11 protein-coding genes, 7 tRNA genes and 1 pseudogene are annotated in these 16,711 nt (G+C 32.4%); 1 reads left to right on the forward strand and 18 read right to left on the reverse strand.

Annotation, left to right across the window (positions count from 1 at the left end; translation table 11 throughout):
• Positions 1 to 84: 84 nt before the first annotated feature.
• The 12 genes from J2Y38_RS01835 to J2Y38_RS01890 all read right to left on the reverse strand — a co-directional run bounded on the left by J2Y38_RS01835 (position 85) and on the right by J2Y38_RS01890 (position 11,348).
• The gene (locus J2Y38_RS01835; RefSeq protein WP_180858289.1) at positions 85 to 630 is read right to left on the reverse strand and encodes a 3'-5' exonuclease; all 546 of its coding nucleotides are present in this window, start codon (positions 628 to 630) and stop codon (positions 85 to 87) included.
• 22 nt (positions 631 to 652) lie between these two features.
• On the reverse strand, positions 653 to 1,219 hold the full coding sequence (locus tag J2Y38_RS01840; RefSeq protein ID WP_309839059.1) for a metallophosphoesterase family protein: 567 nt from the start codon (positions 1,217 to 1,219) through the stop codon (positions 653 to 655).
• Positions 1,220 to 1,273: 54 nt separating this feature from the next.
• On the reverse strand, positions 1,274 to 2,371 hold the full coding sequence (locus tag J2Y38_RS01845; protein WP_309839061.1) for a slipin family protein: 1,098 nt from the start codon (positions 2,369 to 2,371) through the stop codon (positions 1,274 to 1,276).
• 840 nt (positions 2,372 to 3,211) lie between these two features.
• On the reverse strand, positions 3,212 to 3,997 hold the full coding sequence (locus J2Y38_RS01850) for a hypothetical protein (RefSeq protein WP_309839063.1): 786 nt from the start codon (positions 3,995 to 3,997) through the stop codon (positions 3,212 to 3,214).
• A 13-nt stretch (positions 3,998 to 4,010) separates the two neighbouring features.
• Positions 4,011 to 4,535 (reverse strand): 3'-5' exonuclease, encoded by a 525-nt coding sequence (locus J2Y38_RS01855; RefSeq protein WP_309839064.1) that lies wholly within the window; start codon positions 4,533 to 4,535, stop codon positions 4,011 to 4,013.
• A 159-nt stretch (positions 4,536 to 4,694) separates the two neighbouring features.
• Complete coding sequence (locus tag J2Y38_RS01860; protein WP_309839065.1) at positions 4,695 to 5,276, reverse strand: DUF5565 family protein; 582 nt, start codon at positions 5,274 to 5,276, stop codon at positions 4,695 to 4,697.
• Positions 5,277 to 5,363: 87 nt separating this feature from the next.
• Positions 5,364 to 5,437: transfer RNA gene (locus J2Y38_RS01865), tRNA-Leu, on the reverse strand.
• A 125-nt stretch (positions 5,438 to 5,562) separates the two neighbouring features.
• Positions 5,563 to 5,646: transfer RNA gene (locus J2Y38_RS01870), tRNA-Tyr, on the reverse strand.
• A 305-nt stretch (positions 5,647 to 5,951) separates the two neighbouring features.
• Positions 5,952 to 6,024 (reverse strand) — tRNA-Asp (locus J2Y38_RS01875).
• Between the two features lie 20 nt (positions 6,025 to 6,044).
• Positions 6,045 to 6,118: transfer RNA gene (locus tag J2Y38_RS01880), tRNA-Arg, on the reverse strand.
• Positions 6,119 to 6,921: 803 nt separating this feature from the next.
• Entirely contained in the window at positions 6,922 to 8,250 is a 1,329-nt protein-coding gene (locus J2Y38_RS01885) for an SWIM zinc finger family protein (RefSeq protein WP_309839066.1), read from the reverse strand.
• Between the two features lie 5 nt (positions 8,251 to 8,255).
• Positions 8,256 to 11,348, reverse strand: coding sequence for a DUF6493 family protein (locus J2Y38_RS01890; protein WP_309839067.1), 3,093 nt, complete (start codon positions 11,346 to 11,348; stop codon positions 8,256 to 8,258).
• A 299-nt stretch (positions 11,349 to 11,647) separates the two neighbouring features.
• On the opposite strand from J2Y38_RS01890, the pseudogene J2Y38_RS01895 reads away from it, so the two are divergent.
• Positions 11,648 to 12,046, forward strand: a pseudogene (locus J2Y38_RS01895) (helix-turn-helix domain-containing protein).
• A gap of 58 nt (positions 12,047 to 12,104) precedes the next feature.
• On the opposite strand, the gene J2Y38_RS01900 reads toward J2Y38_RS01895, so the two are convergent.
• The 6 genes from J2Y38_RS01900 to J2Y38_RS01925 form a co-directional block, all read right to left on the reverse strand.
• Entirely contained in the window at positions 12,105 to 13,163 is a 1,059-nt protein-coding gene (locus J2Y38_RS01900; RefSeq protein WP_309839069.1) for a DNA polymerase beta superfamily protein, read from the reverse strand.
• A 17-nt stretch (positions 13,164 to 13,180) separates the two neighbouring features.
• Positions 13,181 to 15,520, reverse strand: a complete 2,340-nt coding sequence (locus J2Y38_RS01905) for a hypothetical protein (RefSeq protein WP_309839071.1) — start codon at positions 15,518 to 15,520, stop codon at positions 13,181 to 13,183.
• Position 15,521: 1 nt separating this feature from the next.
• Positions 15,522 to 16,274 (reverse strand): nucleotidyltransferase domain-containing protein, encoded by a 753-nt coding sequence (locus J2Y38_RS01910; protein ID WP_309839073.1) that lies wholly within the window; start codon positions 16,272 to 16,274, stop codon positions 15,522 to 15,524.
• A gap of 130 nt (positions 16,275 to 16,404) precedes the next feature.
• Positions 16,405 to 16,477: transfer RNA gene (locus tag J2Y38_RS01915), tRNA-Ala, on the reverse strand.
• A gap of 83 nt (positions 16,478 to 16,560) precedes the next feature.
• Positions 16,561 to 16,634, reverse strand: a tRNA-Ser gene (locus J2Y38_RS01920).
• Position 16,635: 1 nt separating this feature from the next.
• Positions 16,636 to 16,706, reverse strand: a tRNA-Trp gene (locus tag J2Y38_RS01925).
• Positions 16,707 to 16,711 lie beyond the last annotated feature (5 nt).

Here is a 16,711-nt window from a genome sequence, read left to right on the forward strand (position 1 = left end):
AAAAACTGCAAACAATATATATTTGCAGTTTCTTTGTACAGTTATCTGCTATCCTTTAGATAACTGCTCTTAACAAATTAAATTCTAATTTTTAAGGCACCAATGCAAAATCTTGGCGATGTTTTTAGCATCGTCAATTCCGCGGTGATGTGTTCCTTCTAGTGGAATATTCAGCATTTGTAAAGCACCATTCATTCCGGTTGACCTTTGCAGACCAAACTTTTCGGCAAAATGCTCTTTTACATTAATATGCTCGTCTCCCATTGGATATGAAATACCAAACGATTTACATTGTTTTTTAAGCATATTCAGGTCGTACTGACCGTAACTTGCCCACGTATATAAATCGGGATTATATTCGTCGATTAACTCATTAATGGCATCTTCAAAACTTACTCCGTTTTTATCCAGTAAATCCTGGGTTATCGTTGTTAATTCAGTACAAAACGGACTCACATGCGAACGCTGCGGTTTTATCAAAATACCTTTATTCTTGGTAATCTGTCCGGTTTCTGAATCTAAAACGGCTAATCCGATTTCGATAATTTCGTTTTGCTGGCCTTGCGGGACCGCGCCCTGCCAACATGTAGCTTCTAAATCAATGATGATAATTTTATCTGTAGTTTTCATTTTTTCTAATTTTTTAAATATTTTATAATTCTCTGTCTCCAAAAGGAGCTTTCCAATCTTTCTTCATAATGATTGCTTTTACTTCATCATAAGAAAGTGGTTCATAATTGTGGCAGTCTACGCCAACATCAAAAGAGCGTGATGTTTCATCGTCAAACAAATGACCGTGTGAGTGGCCGTATAAGTGCCATGTTCCTCTAAATGAACTTCTCCACACTTTCATGGCGTAGTGAAACAAGATTATTTTCTGTCTTCCGTTTGGTGCATCTGCATCTTCAACGCTTAACTCGTAATAATCTTTAATCCACTCAAATCGCTTTTTATAACTTAAAGCCGATTTATCGTGATTGCCTTGTACGAGAAAAATTGAACCGTTTAACTGGTCTAAAATTTCTTTTGTTCGTTCTGGTCTTGCCAAAGAAATATCACCTAAGTGATAGACAATATCCTTCGGACTCACCTTTTCATTCCATCGTTTAATGAGCTCCGAGTCCATTTCTTCTAGTGTAGCAAATGGACGCTCGCTAAACTTAATTATGTTTGTATGACCAAAATGATGGTCAGACGTAAAAAATATTTTTTGATTCATTTTAAATTTAATTTTTAAACTAAAACCACCAGCGTTTCCGTTGATGGTTTTTCTTTATTTCACGAAGATTTCCTTCAATTGACCAATTACGTTTCCGCTTCCTGAAATTGTGATTTCTCCAATTTTATCTGCGATTTTTTCAACGTATTCCATCTCTTTCAATTTCCACAACATTTCGTTTTCTTCCATCAGCTTTGCTGTGTTCAGTAAACTTCTTGTTGAAGCGGTTTCTTCTCTTCTCATAATACTGTTGGCCTGCGCTTTTTTCTCGGCAACCAAAACCTGATTCATGATCTCTTTCATATCTCCAGGCAGGATTACGTCACGAATTCCGGCATCAGAAATCGTTAAACCTAAATCTTCTATTTTAGTTGTTACTTCTGCTAAAATAGCTTCGGCAATCGTATCTTTTTTAGCCAATAATTCGTCTAAAGTTAATCCGCCTACAAAAGCTCTTAAAGCTAACTGCATGGCAACATACAATTGTTTTTCAAAGTCTTTATTGTCAACTAAAGCTTTCATGATATTCACAACTTGGTATCTCACAAAAAAGTTGATTCTTAATCCTGCTTTATCTTTAGTCAATAATTCTTGCCCTGAAATTTCAACTTGTTGCTGTCTAACGTCAATCGTTTTAACTTCGATTGTAATGGAGTTGTTCCAAAAGTAATGTGTTCCGGATTTTAATTCTTTAACGAAAGTTCCATTCACAAACAACAAAGCTTTGTCGTTGCTTGCTACAATAAATTTTCTAACAAAGTATTTCAATTGATTATGCTCCAATAAGTTTACCGGAATATTCTCTGTGATTTCAATTTTAGAAAGATCTGCTTTTTTGAATTCGTTTTTTACAATTCCTTTCCAGAAAGGGTGTCTTCCCGGAGTCAGCGTTCCTTTAAAGTTTCCGTTTACGAAATGCAAAACAATCTCGTTATCGGCAACCTCAACAACTTCAAGCATTGAAGCCAAGACTTCATTCTGCAATAAAATGTTCAATTCAAAAGGAGCGTGAAAAATGGCATTCATATCGTAAATCAATACGTTTTTGTTTCCAAAAGTCCAGTGTAAACCTTCTTCTAATACCTTAATTAATTTTCTGTTTTCGAAAAGCAAACCCACTTGGTATGCTTCGATTTTAATTCTTTTTATCATGTTGTTTTTTGTTTCAAGTTTTTCTTGTTTCAGGTTTCAGGTTATGAAACGGTCGAAAATCTTTGTTCTATATTTTTATTTTTTATTTCAAATTTCAAGTTGTAGAACAGTCGAAAATCTTTGTTCTATATTCTTTACTCTATTCTCTTGCTTCTATTCTCTCTTTCTAAATAAAAAAACCTCTTTGCCTTTCTCCCCCGAAAAAAACGGATGAAGAGTTTGTTATTTATTTACCCGAATTGTTTTCGATTGTATTTTGCAGAGACGATCCCCAAATCATCTTAACAATCAAATCAAGAAGAAAACAAGTAGTTCAAAAAACATTGCTTTTCGCACTGGCTTTATCATGAGTGTGAAATTTTAGATTCGAAAACCTTAGTTTCACTGACAAAGACAAATCAGCTTTTTTCTGGTCATCTTTTTAAGAGTGATGGTCTCTGGAAAAACAGATTTTCAGTCTGTAGTTGACTTACCGCTCGTCCAACTACCCCATCGGGAGTAGTGCAGGAATCGAACCTGCGTTAACTTCTATTGCTCTACCGAACTGAGCTATCGCATTGCTGCGAATGGGAGTCGAACCCATGACACATAGATCTTGGTGGGATAGTTTTTTGGAAAACCATCCAAAACCTCCAAACCAAGCTGCATAGAAAAACATAATTCGCTTTCGCGGAAAGTTCCCTACAATGGTGCTATACAGAAACACGCAACTGGGCTTGTTTGATATTTTTAACCAAAGCCTAAACTTTGATGTATTTCAGTTTATTAAAGAACTTGTTTTATTTCCTGAACAAATATTCAAATTACACTGCGCAGTAATTTTGCGCAGTGCAAAAATTATTAGTTAATCCATTCTATTACAGTCGATAAATAGACTTGTCTAACCTCTTCAAATCGGGTAATGTTGGGAATATGATTGACTTCTAATAAATATTTAGTACCGTCTTTTGCAACGATGTAATCATTTCCTATCATATCCATTTGCAAAACATTCTTGATATAAAGCGTGTCTTCTAACAAATCCTGATCGACAGGCATAAAATTGGCATTATCAGGATGAATTGATTTTAACCAATCGTCACCTTCTAGTTTTATCTGCCAATAGGTATCGCCAATCATCATAATACGAACGGCATCCCCTTCAAAATAAGGTTCAATGGTTGCGGTAAATTCGCTTTCCCATTCTCCTGTAAAGCGATGTTTGTTTTCACCACAATGCCAGTTTCCCCATTTTGCAATGGTATCTCCGGTTGTGTTAACAGAAGCGCCTGCACTTATAAATCCGCGTGGAGCACTAAATCTTGAAAGAGACAATGCTTTTACCAGACAAGGAATTTTGAAACGGCAGTCCAGCATTGCTGAAGCCTTTGGATAACAATCGCCATTCCAGATCGCAAGACCGGTAATGAAATCAAAATCATTGTCGTAAATTCCGTAATAGACGACTTTATCTACAGGTAACATTCCAACTCCATTCGATTTTTCCATATACAAAACCTCATCCTTAACCACAATTTTTGGTATAGACTGATGCCAGATAATATGTCCTGAATACTGGGTTTTTATAATGTCATATTCTTCCTGTTCAATTCCAACAAGGGCTATTCGGTTGTATTTTTGTTTCATCTTTTTTAATTTTTTATTTCTTTAAAACTTTATACAGCAATTTGGCTGCATTGTAAGCATCATCCGCTCCATTATGATTCTCTCCTTCAAAAGATTCTCCAATTAACTCTAGCTCTTTCAATAATCCTTTAGGTTTCTCCTGAAGGTAAACTAAATTAAAAAGTGTCTTTATATTCAAATAGTCATTTCTAAATGGGTTTTCAATTGCTTTTGATTTACACTCTTGTTCTAATATTTCTTTATCAAAATCGCCATAACCGGCAAATGTTCTATACTTTGCCGAATATTTGGAATTAATTTTCTTCAATGCTTTCTCAAGAGAAGTTCCTTCTATCTGTAGTTTTTCATTTGTAATTCCAGTTAATTGGTGACAAAAAGAAGAAACTTGAGAAACTTCTGGTTTGATATAAAAACTTTGTTTATCTTCAATTTTTCCCGACGATAATATTAACTTGCATACTCCTATCTCGATAATTTCTCTCTGATTTAAGAGTGTTTCCTCCTTAGATTCCCAGCAAGTTGCTTCAATATCAATCACTATAATTTTATCATATAACACCATGATTTCTAAATTCTTAATTATTATTTTTAAATAAATACACAATTTCCCGATACTTTCTTTTTTTTGAAATTGCTGTTCGCATCTCATAAAAATACCCGAACTGACGGACTGCTAATCTCTAATAACTCTTTACTATTAATATTCATTAAGCACCACTTCCAATCGTTTAACACCAAAATCAGACTTTCTTAACTTACACATTCTACCATCTGATTTATGATGGAAAACAATACCTTCCATATCTGTTTCATCATTCATTAAGAAGACTTTTAAATCTTCAAAGGCAACATTTTCTAAATCGATTATTTCAGAACCGTGTTTTACCAAAGTATGTTTCTCAAAATTTTCAGGGTTACCTTGAACTTTTGGTCCGCATAACTCGTATGTTCCGTCTGTTTTATCTTCTAAGCGATCGAAAGCTTCGAAGAAATGTTTGTTTTCAGATTTTGAACGATCGCATTTTAACCAATGCGGGTGATGTCCTGTAATTAAATCTGCTTCCTGACACGGAATCGCATTCGCCGGAATCGTACGTCCTTTTTTGGCGTCGAATCTTTTGTATAATTCTCCGTTGATAATGGCCGAAGATGTACCGTCAAATTTTCTCGTTGCGATTGCTTCTCCGTTTATTACCCATGCATTTTCTGCATTGATTTTATTTACTACTCTTGCTAAGTTATTTGGGTCTTTAGCAAACAATGTGCTTATCTTTTTCATTTTTTATTTTTTTAGGTTCTAAGTTGCTGAGATACTAAGAGGCTAAGTTTTTTTCTCTTTGTATCTTTGCGACTTATTATTGTTTAGTACAGGAAGAGAGACTCGAACTCTCAAAAAACTGATTCTAAGTCAGCCGCGTCTACCAATTGCGCCATTCCTGCATATGTCTGGGAAGCAGTCCCGATAGCTATCGGGAGAACTGCGAACTCCCGCGTCCAAGGCGGGTAAACAACCACCGTTATCTTCCCAGTTTTTAATTATCCTCAGGGTTCCAACCTGAAATTTGTGGAAATAGTAGGATTCGAACCTACTCAGTCAAAAGACAACGGTTTTACAGACCGACCTAACTCTCCAACTTTAGCGTATTTCCATTTGTCTGGGAAGCAATCCCGATAGCTATCGGGAGAACTTGCGACCTCCCGCGTCCAAGGCGGGTAAACAACCACCGTTATCTTCCCAGTTATTTTTTATTTTGCCACGAAGACACTAAGGCGCAAAGGTTATTTTTCTTAGCGTTTTGGCGCCTTTGTGAGAAAATTGCTCGCCAGCTCTTTTTACAATACTTTGTCAATCTCTCGCAAAGTCGCAGAGTCGCAAAGTTTATACTTTAAGTAAATCTGCTCAATCTGCGTGAAACAAAAAACTTTGCGCCTTAGTGCCTTTGCGGCAAACTCGCGGCTCATACGGGAGTCGAACCCGTTTCTCCCGAGAGACAGTCGGGAAGGTTAGCCAGTAACCCCAATGAGCCAGTTCCTTCTAGAGAACGAGTGATTTTGGAAGGATTCGAACCTTCGACCATCTGCTTAGAAGACAGACGCTCTATCCAGCTGAGCTACAAAATCATTATTTTTTGGGCATAAAAAAAGCACCCGGTTAAAGGTGCTTTATAAATTCAATATGATATAACTATCCTATTGCCTGTATTGATGCACCTGTGTTGTTAAACGTCCAAGATCGAACCTCGGGTCTAGCAGTTGTGTGTTATATATGTTGTTATGTAAAGCCATTTTATATGTTGTATTATATTTTGAAATTGTTGTTGATATTTGAATTTCTGTTTTCAAATTTTCTTCGGCAAAGATAAAGTCGAAAAAATCAATTATCCAAATCATTTTTAAAATTATTTTATTGATTATCAAATAGTTATACTTAAAATTAAAACATAGAAATCCTTGTCCGCATACTGGTGCAGATCCCTTTTTGTATCAAATGACTGTCTCTCATCAGATTACTTTTCAAGATTATATTTCGCTATTTAGATTATGCATTAAACATTTGGTCAATTATTTTTTTAATTATTTTTAGTTATGGTTTCTTTTTTATCATTTTTCTTGTCATTCTCGCCAATTTTATTGTCACACTGAGCGAAGTCGAAGTGCCTAAAAACAAAAAAAGCGTCCCGAAATAAGGACGCTTTTATATTTTATGTTGAGTTGAACTCTAAAATTTAAATTTCAATTTCATAAAAATACATGATACATCCTGATATTTTAGCCGGAAGATTTCCTGCTAAGTGATCAAAATATTGTCTTACTGAAAGTATCATCTGTATTTTTTGTTTTAAATTCGGTTGCAAATGTAGTTTTTTATTTCTTAAATTAACAAATTTTTATGAAAATTAAAAAACATATTTATTTTTTCAACTTTAGGAAACGGTCATTTTAACTGCTAAAATATGCTTACAAATTCCTCGTTTTCCCTGATAAGCAGTAAACCAATCGCATGTACATTTTTGAGAATTATGGTCAATAATTACTTTATGCACCACACCAGAACCTTTTACTTTAGCTTCAATATAATCAGCTTTTCGTTCTACTATTTCTACTTCTTCGTTATCGATTAGTTTTTTGGCATTTTTTAACCTCGGATTTAGAGATAAAATGCGTTCTGTTTTAAAAGGAAGACGTCTGTAAAAATGAGCTTTTTCTGTTAAATCGTATCCTAATAATCCCATTGAAGATAAATTCGAAGTCAGATTATCCATTGTTCCGAAATCAATATCGTTTTCTATAGAAAGCATCGTTGGGTCAAACATTTCATTTGATTTCAGAAGACTATTTAATCCGTAAACCCATTCTATTGGCATATTTTCGGTCAAGGTTTCCAATATGTTTCCTTCACCTGAAAATCCACGATATGAATCTGGAGAAAACGCCATCAACAATTGCATTTTACCAAATTCACATACAATCGAGCAAGTCTGTTTGTCTGATGATTCGTAAACGAAAATTTTATCGACTATAGAAAGAATTCCTTCCAATAATCGCAATCTTTGTACACCTCCAACTCTTACACTATCAACTGTTGCCAAAGTAGAAAACATAAATTTACCCGCTCTTTTGGTTATAAAAAAATCGCCTTTCACACTTCCTTTGGGTAAACTTTGAAATAGCTGAATCGTTTGTATTTTATTCAATTCAAACTTCAAATCCATATCGGCTAAATACAGCTGAACACTTGTTAAGCCTTTTATCCAGCGCATTGGCAGAGTGACTTTTTTCTCCACTACCTTTGCTTTGCTCGTAATAACCTGAACATCCTGCTGACCAACTGCTAGCGTTACTTTTTCGTTTTTCTGAATAGCATTTAATGCATTCAGCATTGGATCGTTGAAATCGACATTGGTTGTTCCGCTCGCAATAAATTCTCCATCGACTGCTTCTGGTTTCATGTCTAATCTTACGTAAACTCCGTTACAAGAAGAAAATCCTTCAAAACGCAGTCTTTCCGATCCTGCAGAAACAATTGGATCACGAAGACTTGGTGGAATCGGTCCAAAACTTGAACGCACAACTTTGGCAATCGTACTCCAACATTTTGCGGTTATATAAGGATCAGTCAAGCTTCCCCAGAAAAAACATGGAATATTGTTTACTTCCTCAATTTCGGTTTGATGCGCCAAAACCAAATTATTAATTCCTTTAGCCTTGCTGTAAGTCGAAATTCCTTCATAATTATATTCTAAATCTATCATTTCCTTTATTTTAAAATTTGCTTAATCAATGATTTAAGCGAAGCATTATCTTTCCATTCCTCAAAAAAAGCAATTGTTTTTTCTGATGGTTTTTGATTGGTCTTAATTAAAACATCGACATAATTTTCTACCATTTTTTTGAAATTAGCCGGTAGTTTTTCTTTTACATCCAAATTAGCAAAAAAGGCATTGAAAAACTTAAATAAAGCACTATTATGCAAAGGAGAAATATCTTTTAACGCAATAATTCCGTCTGTTAATCGTGAGAAAGCACCATATTTCCCAGAAGCTAAAAATGCCGCTTTATGAGCAAATTTCTCAACATCTAAATTTTGTTTTTCCAGAAGGTTAATTAGGGTTTCAGATGCTAATAATCTTAAATCTTTTTTCTCTTGAAAAAAACATGCTGCAAATAAAATTAAAGCATTTTCAGAAAATCTAAATTCAGGTCTGTTCATTACATCCAGAAAACCTCTTAATTCTGGTTTAGAACCATCTGGAAGTCTGCAGTTATTCAATAAAGTTAATGCTAATGCATCTGGGTTTTGCGGCGTTAAACTATGCCAGTAATAAGTGTTGCCGGCATGATTTAAATTGTAATCCCAACTATTTGATCTGGTGTAAATATCTTGGCTGTAAATAAGATAATTTGGAATTTTGGTATAATTAGGCATATCAAAACGAAGTTCATACCAAGATGGAGATCTTTCTTTTTCTTTAGTTTGATAATTTCTCCATTCATTCCATTGTTCTTTAAATTTAATTTGCGGTATATAAGGCGAAACCACAAACGGAACATCTTTTAAATAAGTGTTTTCAAATTCTGCAAATGTGTTTTCCGGATAAAATGTTCGTGCCGCGACTCCCCATAAAGATAAATTTCCGCTTTCTTTTGTGGTTTTCCCAAAAGTCGCCAGAAGTTTCGATACTAACGAAACAGAATCAATCACCAGCTTATCCTCCACACCTAAACAAAATGACATTAAAGGTTTTAATTCGCCTTCAATTTGATCTAATAATAGAATCGCTTCTTCTGTATTTTCTCTCGGCATTCTTGCAATGGCAATGGCTAAATCGACAGAATCAATATCTTCATTTGCTTTTTGGTATGCAATGATCCTTTCTAACAAAACTTTTGGAGCAACCCAATACGGTTTATGGCTCGGAAAAGAAAGCAGCTCCAATTTAGAGTTTGAGTCTATTTTCTGCTGTACTTTTTCTAATAAAGGTTTTATTAATGCGGGAGTATTAATTTTTGAATAGTGTTTTTTCTGACTATCAAACACCCCATTAATATTGGCTATTTTTTGAGTTAGAAATGAACTCATAAAATTTTTATGAATACTTTCAAAATATTGCTTATTTAATTGTTTTTCATACGGCTGTAATTGTGCATTATAATCGGCAGGAAATAAACCTCTTTGCTGAATAAAAGTATTCATCAAGATTTCGGTATCAAGAATTTCTTCTGAACTGATGAAGTTTCCAAACTGAAAAACAATATCATTCCAACCTTTTGGCAATTCTACTTCCTCCGCTAACAGCAATTCTTTTTTAGGTTCGAATTGATATTCTTCAAGACCGGAATCATCTAAAACCAACGCCTCTTCATTCAAAAACGCACTCAAACCTGATTTGATGTTTCCCTGCATTAAAGTGACATACGAAGACAGTTTTTCTTTCAAAACTTTATCTTTTGCAGAACCTACTTTAAGAAGGATTTTGCTCGCTCGCTCCTGCAAAGTCAGATCGGCGATAACGTAAATATCTGCAATAATCGAAGCAATCTGATTGTTTAATTTCGGATTAGTTTTACTTATTTTTTCTAAAACTGGCAGGGCAATTTTGATTCCAGCTTTGCAATCGCTTCGCATCATCATTGGCTCCAGCCATTCTAGAAATGATTTCGTTTTAAATTTCGGATGTGTGTATATTTTCTTAACCAATTCTACTCCGTAGCTTGTAACTGGCGGATATGCATTGTGCAAAAGTGAAAATATATTTTCCTGATACGGAATCAGTTCTTCATCTGTAGCTCCAAATTCTTCGATTCTTTTTCTAAAAAATGATTTTATATTGTTATTCCATTCTTTGGTTTGAATCTGAATGGCATTTTCGAAAAAGAAAGCACGACCCATTTTATTTTCATTCAATAATGATTTGTAAATGATCCCCCAAGTTGTAAACTCATCGTATTTCTGCTTATCATTATCTCTAAAAAATACATTATGAAGTCCAGTTTCGTAATTAAACAACTCTGGAATATCTCTTTGATAGGTTATTTTATCTTCTAAAATTTTGGCAATAAAAACTCTGGTTTTCATTTTTGCACGCCATTCATTGGTTGTTGCTATACTTAAAGCATACAGCTCAGGATTAAATTGTATTAAACTTTCTTCTTCAAGCTTACGAAGAATATAGTAATTTACACTTACCCAGTCTTGTCTTTTTATTTTGTCTAAAATAAAAGTTTCCAGCCAATTAGGTTTCGCCCAAAGCAAAGTGTCTAAGATATAAGTTTTAAAATCCAGTTCATCGAGCAAAGGAAGAACCTCATCCCATGTAGTGATATCTGTTTTATCAAACAAAGCTATGGCGCTCAACGTAATAATTTCTTTTTGTTTTTGATCACCTCTTACTCCCCAGCCGTAATCATGTTTATCCTTTTTTACATAACCTGGATCTTTTGTCAAATCGGTATACGTCATCCAGTAACGTTTACATTTTTTAATATGCTTTTTTAAAACTTCAATATTTCCTTTTGATTTTTCCCTAAGAAAAGGAAGCATTAAATCAACATTTTTTGCTTTTATAATATCGTCATATTCCTGTAAAATGGCTGTTGCATTTTCTGCTTTCGCCGTTTTAGGTGTTGAAGAAACTGTAACTTCTCCGTTTTCAGAATATCCTTTTTTAAGTTTTTCGTTTACTAGTTTTTCGGCTGCCTTCAAACATTCTTCGTCTGTGCCGAAACTTTTACTCTGCGAAGTTCCTGAAGTTCCGTTTTTCCCATAAGTTACTGTAAACGCTGATTCAATCACGTTTATTTCCCAGAATTTATTTGAATTTCCATCAATGTACTTGAGACTTTTTTTCATTTTATATTGTAAAACAAGCGTTATTTAAAAACCGTAAATTAATAAATTATTTTATCGAATTTCTTAAAATAAAATCTTTTTATTATAAAAAAATGTTCTCAAAATACGTTGATAAAATTATTCCAAACAAACTTCAAATTTGTATTTTCAAGGCTAGAATTAATTGTTAAATCTTTCTATTAAAATAAGAAAAAGAGTATTTTTACTCTTTCAAAAAACAAAAGAATTGTATTTTATCAAATCGATCTTGTATTTTACGGGCAGTTATTTTTGTCAAAAATTTTAAATATCTTTGAATTATGAGCACAGCAACTAAACCCAAACATATTGGCCGAAACATAAGCCGAATAAGAGAACTTCGAGGAATGAAACAAGAAGCACTTGCGCAGGCAATTGGTACAAACCAACAAGCTATTTCTGGGATCGAACAGAGTTAAACTGTTGATCCTGCAAAACTTAAAGAAATTGCAAAAGCACTTGGTGTTACGGTTGAAGCTATTGAAAACTTTTCGGAAGAATCTGTATTTAATTATTTCAATACTTTTTATGATAATAGTTCTAATCAAGGTCAGGTAAATGGCCCTAATTATAATTGTACTTTCAATCCTCTTGATAAAGTTGTGGAACTTTATGAACGTTTGGTTCAGGCTGAAAAAGATAAAGTTGAATATTTAGAAAAATTGATGAAAGGGAAATAGGGATTTTCTAAATTGAATTATAAAAAAATGCGCAAATCACTTTGCGCATTTTTTATTTTTATTGGTATAATTCTTCTCTAATTTTAATTAAAGTTTGAATTACTTTTTCTTCGTCTGGTTTTTCAGGAAGTATTGATGTTGCATAATAATTTTCAATTGAAACGATTAAATTATCAGCCTTTTCGAGTAAATCATCATATTCTTTGTTTCCTGCTTTTATATCTAATAATTCATCCCGATTTGAAACACGAATATTCAATTTTCCGGTTGAAAGAATCTGCTCAGCGGTTTGCAGAAGACGAATCGTGTGCATCATGTTTTTACTGTCATAATTCTTTCCGTGCTGCTGATTTGTGTTATAACGGTCTTCATTTCGTTTATCAATCCAGTTCCAATATTCGGTGTATTCTTTGCAATATTTCGAATATCCATCTTGATTACAGGATAAATAACCAATCAATTTTTCATTTTTTGGAATTGATGAAAGAGAAACTTCATTTGAGTTTTCTTTCTGAATAATTCCTTTGTAACCTAAAGTTTTATTTTCGTCGTAAAACATTGCAAACATTCCTTTTGAATTAGGAAGATTTACTAAACCTATTTGTTCCTGATTCCAGTTATTTTCCTGAAGAAATCCTAATAAAGAAACCGTTTCGTAATCTTTTAAAACATAACAAAAATCCAAAAGACTTTTCTTTTCCTTTGGCAACGGATTTACAATTTTCTTATTTAATCCTCTCGCCTTTTTGATCTGCGTTACAGCATAACCGGCGAAAGAATCTTTGCAGAGTTTAGATAGAAAATCTTCTATTTTTAAATTCTCTATTAACGGATGTTTGTATAAAATACAATCTTCAGGCGAAGCTAAAATCTCCAGAATATTAGGGTTATTTTTAAGCAATAATTCTACAAAACGGCCTATTTCGTAATAGACCTCATCATTGGTTTCATTACTTATTTGCGGAATATAATCTAACCCAAAGAATTTTTCTTTTGGCAGATAATAAACGCCTTTTATATCAGTATCCGAAGTTGGCGTATTTAACCCAAAAGATTTACTTCCCGAAATAATTTCGAAAAGGATTAGGTTTTGGGATTTTAAATCGTGAATAGTCATGTTAACTTAATTTTTATTTACAAGGCTTCTTTCAAAAAGAAAATCAAATTTTCAAAATTTGTTCGCGTATTCCATACTTCCTCTTTATCTAAATAAAAAGCATATATATATTCTTCTATATTAGCTGAATATATTTTTCTAAAAGAAAACCTACTGTCATCTGATTCACAACTAAAGTCTGAAGTCCTTGCATTTAAAAATAATTTACCTCCAAATTCTTTAAATCTATTTTTTTCAAACTCCAAATTATATTTATAATCGTATGATATAATATCTCCATCTAATTTTAAATTGTAGAAAAATAGATTATAATCATAGTATAATAATTCTTCTTTTTTTAATTGAACTTCTTCTAAATCTTTAAAAAATACCCAATTTTTATAACCATCACTTAAGTACTTTAATTTTCCATTAGAATCGTAAAGACATTTTGTTTCTTCAGGCTCAAAAGAATTTTCTTGTTTTTTGAGTTTCAATTTAAAAGTAAATGGTTCATAAATTCTTGCTTCTATTTCAGGAACAAACGGAAAAATTGATTTAAAAAAAGAATTGTTAGTTTTATTCAAACTACTAAATAGCTCTTTTTCAAACTCTTCTTCAGTGTATATTGTTTCATTAGAATAATAATTTAAAACTTTAGTAGAATCTTCAAAATTTACAATTACAGTATTATGATCATAACCTAATTCTCTTTTAAAATTATCATAACAAATTTTTCTGGCATACTTTAAATCCATTGCATTATTCTTATAAACAACCCGCGTAATTTCTCTGCCAAAAAAATCCTGAACTAAAATGCCTTTATAATGTTCAATTTTAGATGTCTCAATTATACTTTCAAAAATATCATATACAAAATATCCATTTTGGTGCTTTTTATTATGATAAACGATATAATTACTTGTATAATGAAATTCGAAATCTTCCAGTTTTTCCTGATCAGAACAATAATATTCTACAAAAGAGCAGGAATTATTTTTATAGATTTTAATTTCTTTTGTAAGCTGATTTATTTTTACTTCTTTCTGATATTCATATACTTTGTTAATTTCAACTTCTGAAATAACTTGGCCAAAATGGTTTTTATAAATAATTTCTATTTCTTCTTTTGAACTTTCTGGAACTTCCGAAAAAAAAGTTTTAAAAAAGCTATTTTCTGTTCTTCTAATATAAGTTTCAAATTTTAGATTGGGCATTTCCCAAACTGTATCCTCCCACATAGAATCAGACTCAAAACCGCAATCATCTCTATAAGATATTACTCCGGAATTATCATATTGAAAAATGCTCAATATTTGAGATTCATAATTGTTTTTATAACAATACTTTATTAAGGAATGAGTTCTAAATTCATTACTCATGAGATAATTAACACTAATCAATTGATCTTGATAATTGTATACCTCATTTCTTTTTTCAATTAGAGTTCCTTTTTCGTCATACTGTATAACTTCCCAGCAAGTGCAATTATTTTTGATTACAGGTTTATGATAAAAGCAATACGCTATTCCATTTTGCATTACTTTTAAAAAGTTTTCTATGTTTTCTTCAATGCTTAAATAGTGTGTTTTTGATACTACTTTTCCATACTCAAATTTTTCTTCCAATAGCTTCTTTTTATCTAAATACAAAGTTTTATGAAAGAATCGTTCAATAAAAATTTCTTTGTATGATATTTTGTTTTTGTAATAATCTGAATATTCAATGAAGATTTTAGGAATCTTAAAATCTGAATTTGGAATTGCTGGAAAAAATGATTTTAAAAAATCTTTATCAATTCTTAAATCATACCTTTCCGAAAAGTCATTTATATATAAAAATTCCTGAAGATTCATTTCTAAATTTTCATTAGAAAAATATGCTGATTCAAAATCTCCGTTTTCAAAATAATTAACTCTAACAATTGAATTTTCTTCAACCTTACTGCTTAAAGTCGAATATTTAGCATCGCTCTTTATTATTTTGGAATAACCTGAGTTCTGATAAGTTATCAAACTCTTAGTCGATTTTACTATTAATTTTTCTTCTTTATCTTTTATTATAATCGATTGCTGTTCAAGATTTCTGAAATCATAACTTTGAAACAAATAAACCGAGAAACCTAACTTATCAAATAATTTTTGATAAAAATTTCTATTTAAAAATTGATTATTCTCTAATAGTTTTTCTTCTATTGATTCGTTTTGTTGCAAATAATAAGTAATAAAATTATTTTGCCCATTAGATGAGATATATTCAACTTTTATTAAATTATTATCGCAATAATAATTTTTAAAGTAAGCTTTTACATTTTTAAGTTCTTCTTCCAAAAGAACTTTTTCATTTCTATTTCCTCTATATATAATTTTCTCTTTCATTTTAAAAATGCACTACATTTTCCCTAAAAAACAAATTCAGTTCTTCACTCAACTTTTTTCCACTTCCCAACTTATTTGCATTTACCTGATTAAATTGAACAGTTTCCAATAAAAAATCAGTAATTAAAACTTCTTTTGGATGCAAATATTTTTCGTCTTGGCTAGCTTTTATTTGTTGCAATTCTATTATTTTATCTTGTATGTTTTGTGGTGCAATTGGCAATAAATCGACAAAAGCAACGGGTGGAAAACTATTCTTTTCTATTATCCATTTTCCTGCTAAAGCGGTGCGTAAGGCATAGAAATAACTTTTTAGTTTTACTTGTTCCATTTCGCATACTTCCATAAAATTTTTTGTTGTTCCTAAATAGTGATGCAAAACTGCTATTGGCGAAAAACATTCTACGGCTAAGTCCTGCATTTGTTTAACAAAATCATCATTTTGGTAATACACTATTGGCGAAAACAACCACTCGATCAAAGGTGCGTTAGATTTTGCTAATAATTTTACGGCTTTCCGTAAATCCCAACCTGAACCGTCAAGATCGTCTTCGGTCATGAATTCTATTACGTCTGGTTTTTCCCAAAGCGATAAATAATATTCCGGTTTGTGTTTATATATAAAACGAATATCATAATCGCTGTCTGGAGAAGCAAATCCCCAGGCGCGGCTTCCTGATTCTACAGCAAAGAGTATTTCTACATCTTTTTGTATTTCTATTTCTTTTAATTTTTGAAGTATTTTTTCTTTCATGATTTGTTTCAAATGTAATTAAACAAAAAAGCTTAAAACCAAGTAATAACACGTGTTTTTAAAGCTGGTATTTTTAATCTCGCAAAGTCGCGAAGACGCAAAGTTTTTTTAAGCTTTGAACCTAAAAAAGTAAGGTGTACGGGATTCGAACCCGCAGCTTCTTGCTTGCATGACAAGCGTTCTTCCAGTTGAACTAACACCTTTTTGTATAAATGCCACAAAGTCACAAAGCCACAAAGTTTTAAGCTTTGAACCTTTGTTTCTCTTCATCTTTCAATTTTGAAAAAAGGGTGTGCCTGGACTCGAACCTGCATCCTCCAGTTTAGCAAACTGTCGCTCTTCCAATTGAGCTAACACCCTAGCGGATAGTTGGGACTCGAACCCAAAACTTTTCCTTTGGTGGGAATATTTTTCCAATTAAACTACTATCCTAAATT

Source organism: Flavobacterium sp. 2755, from assembly GCF_031455715.1.
Taxonomy (GTDB): domain Bacteria; phylum Bacteroidota; class Bacteroidia; order Flavobacteriales; family Flavobacteriaceae; genus Flavobacterium.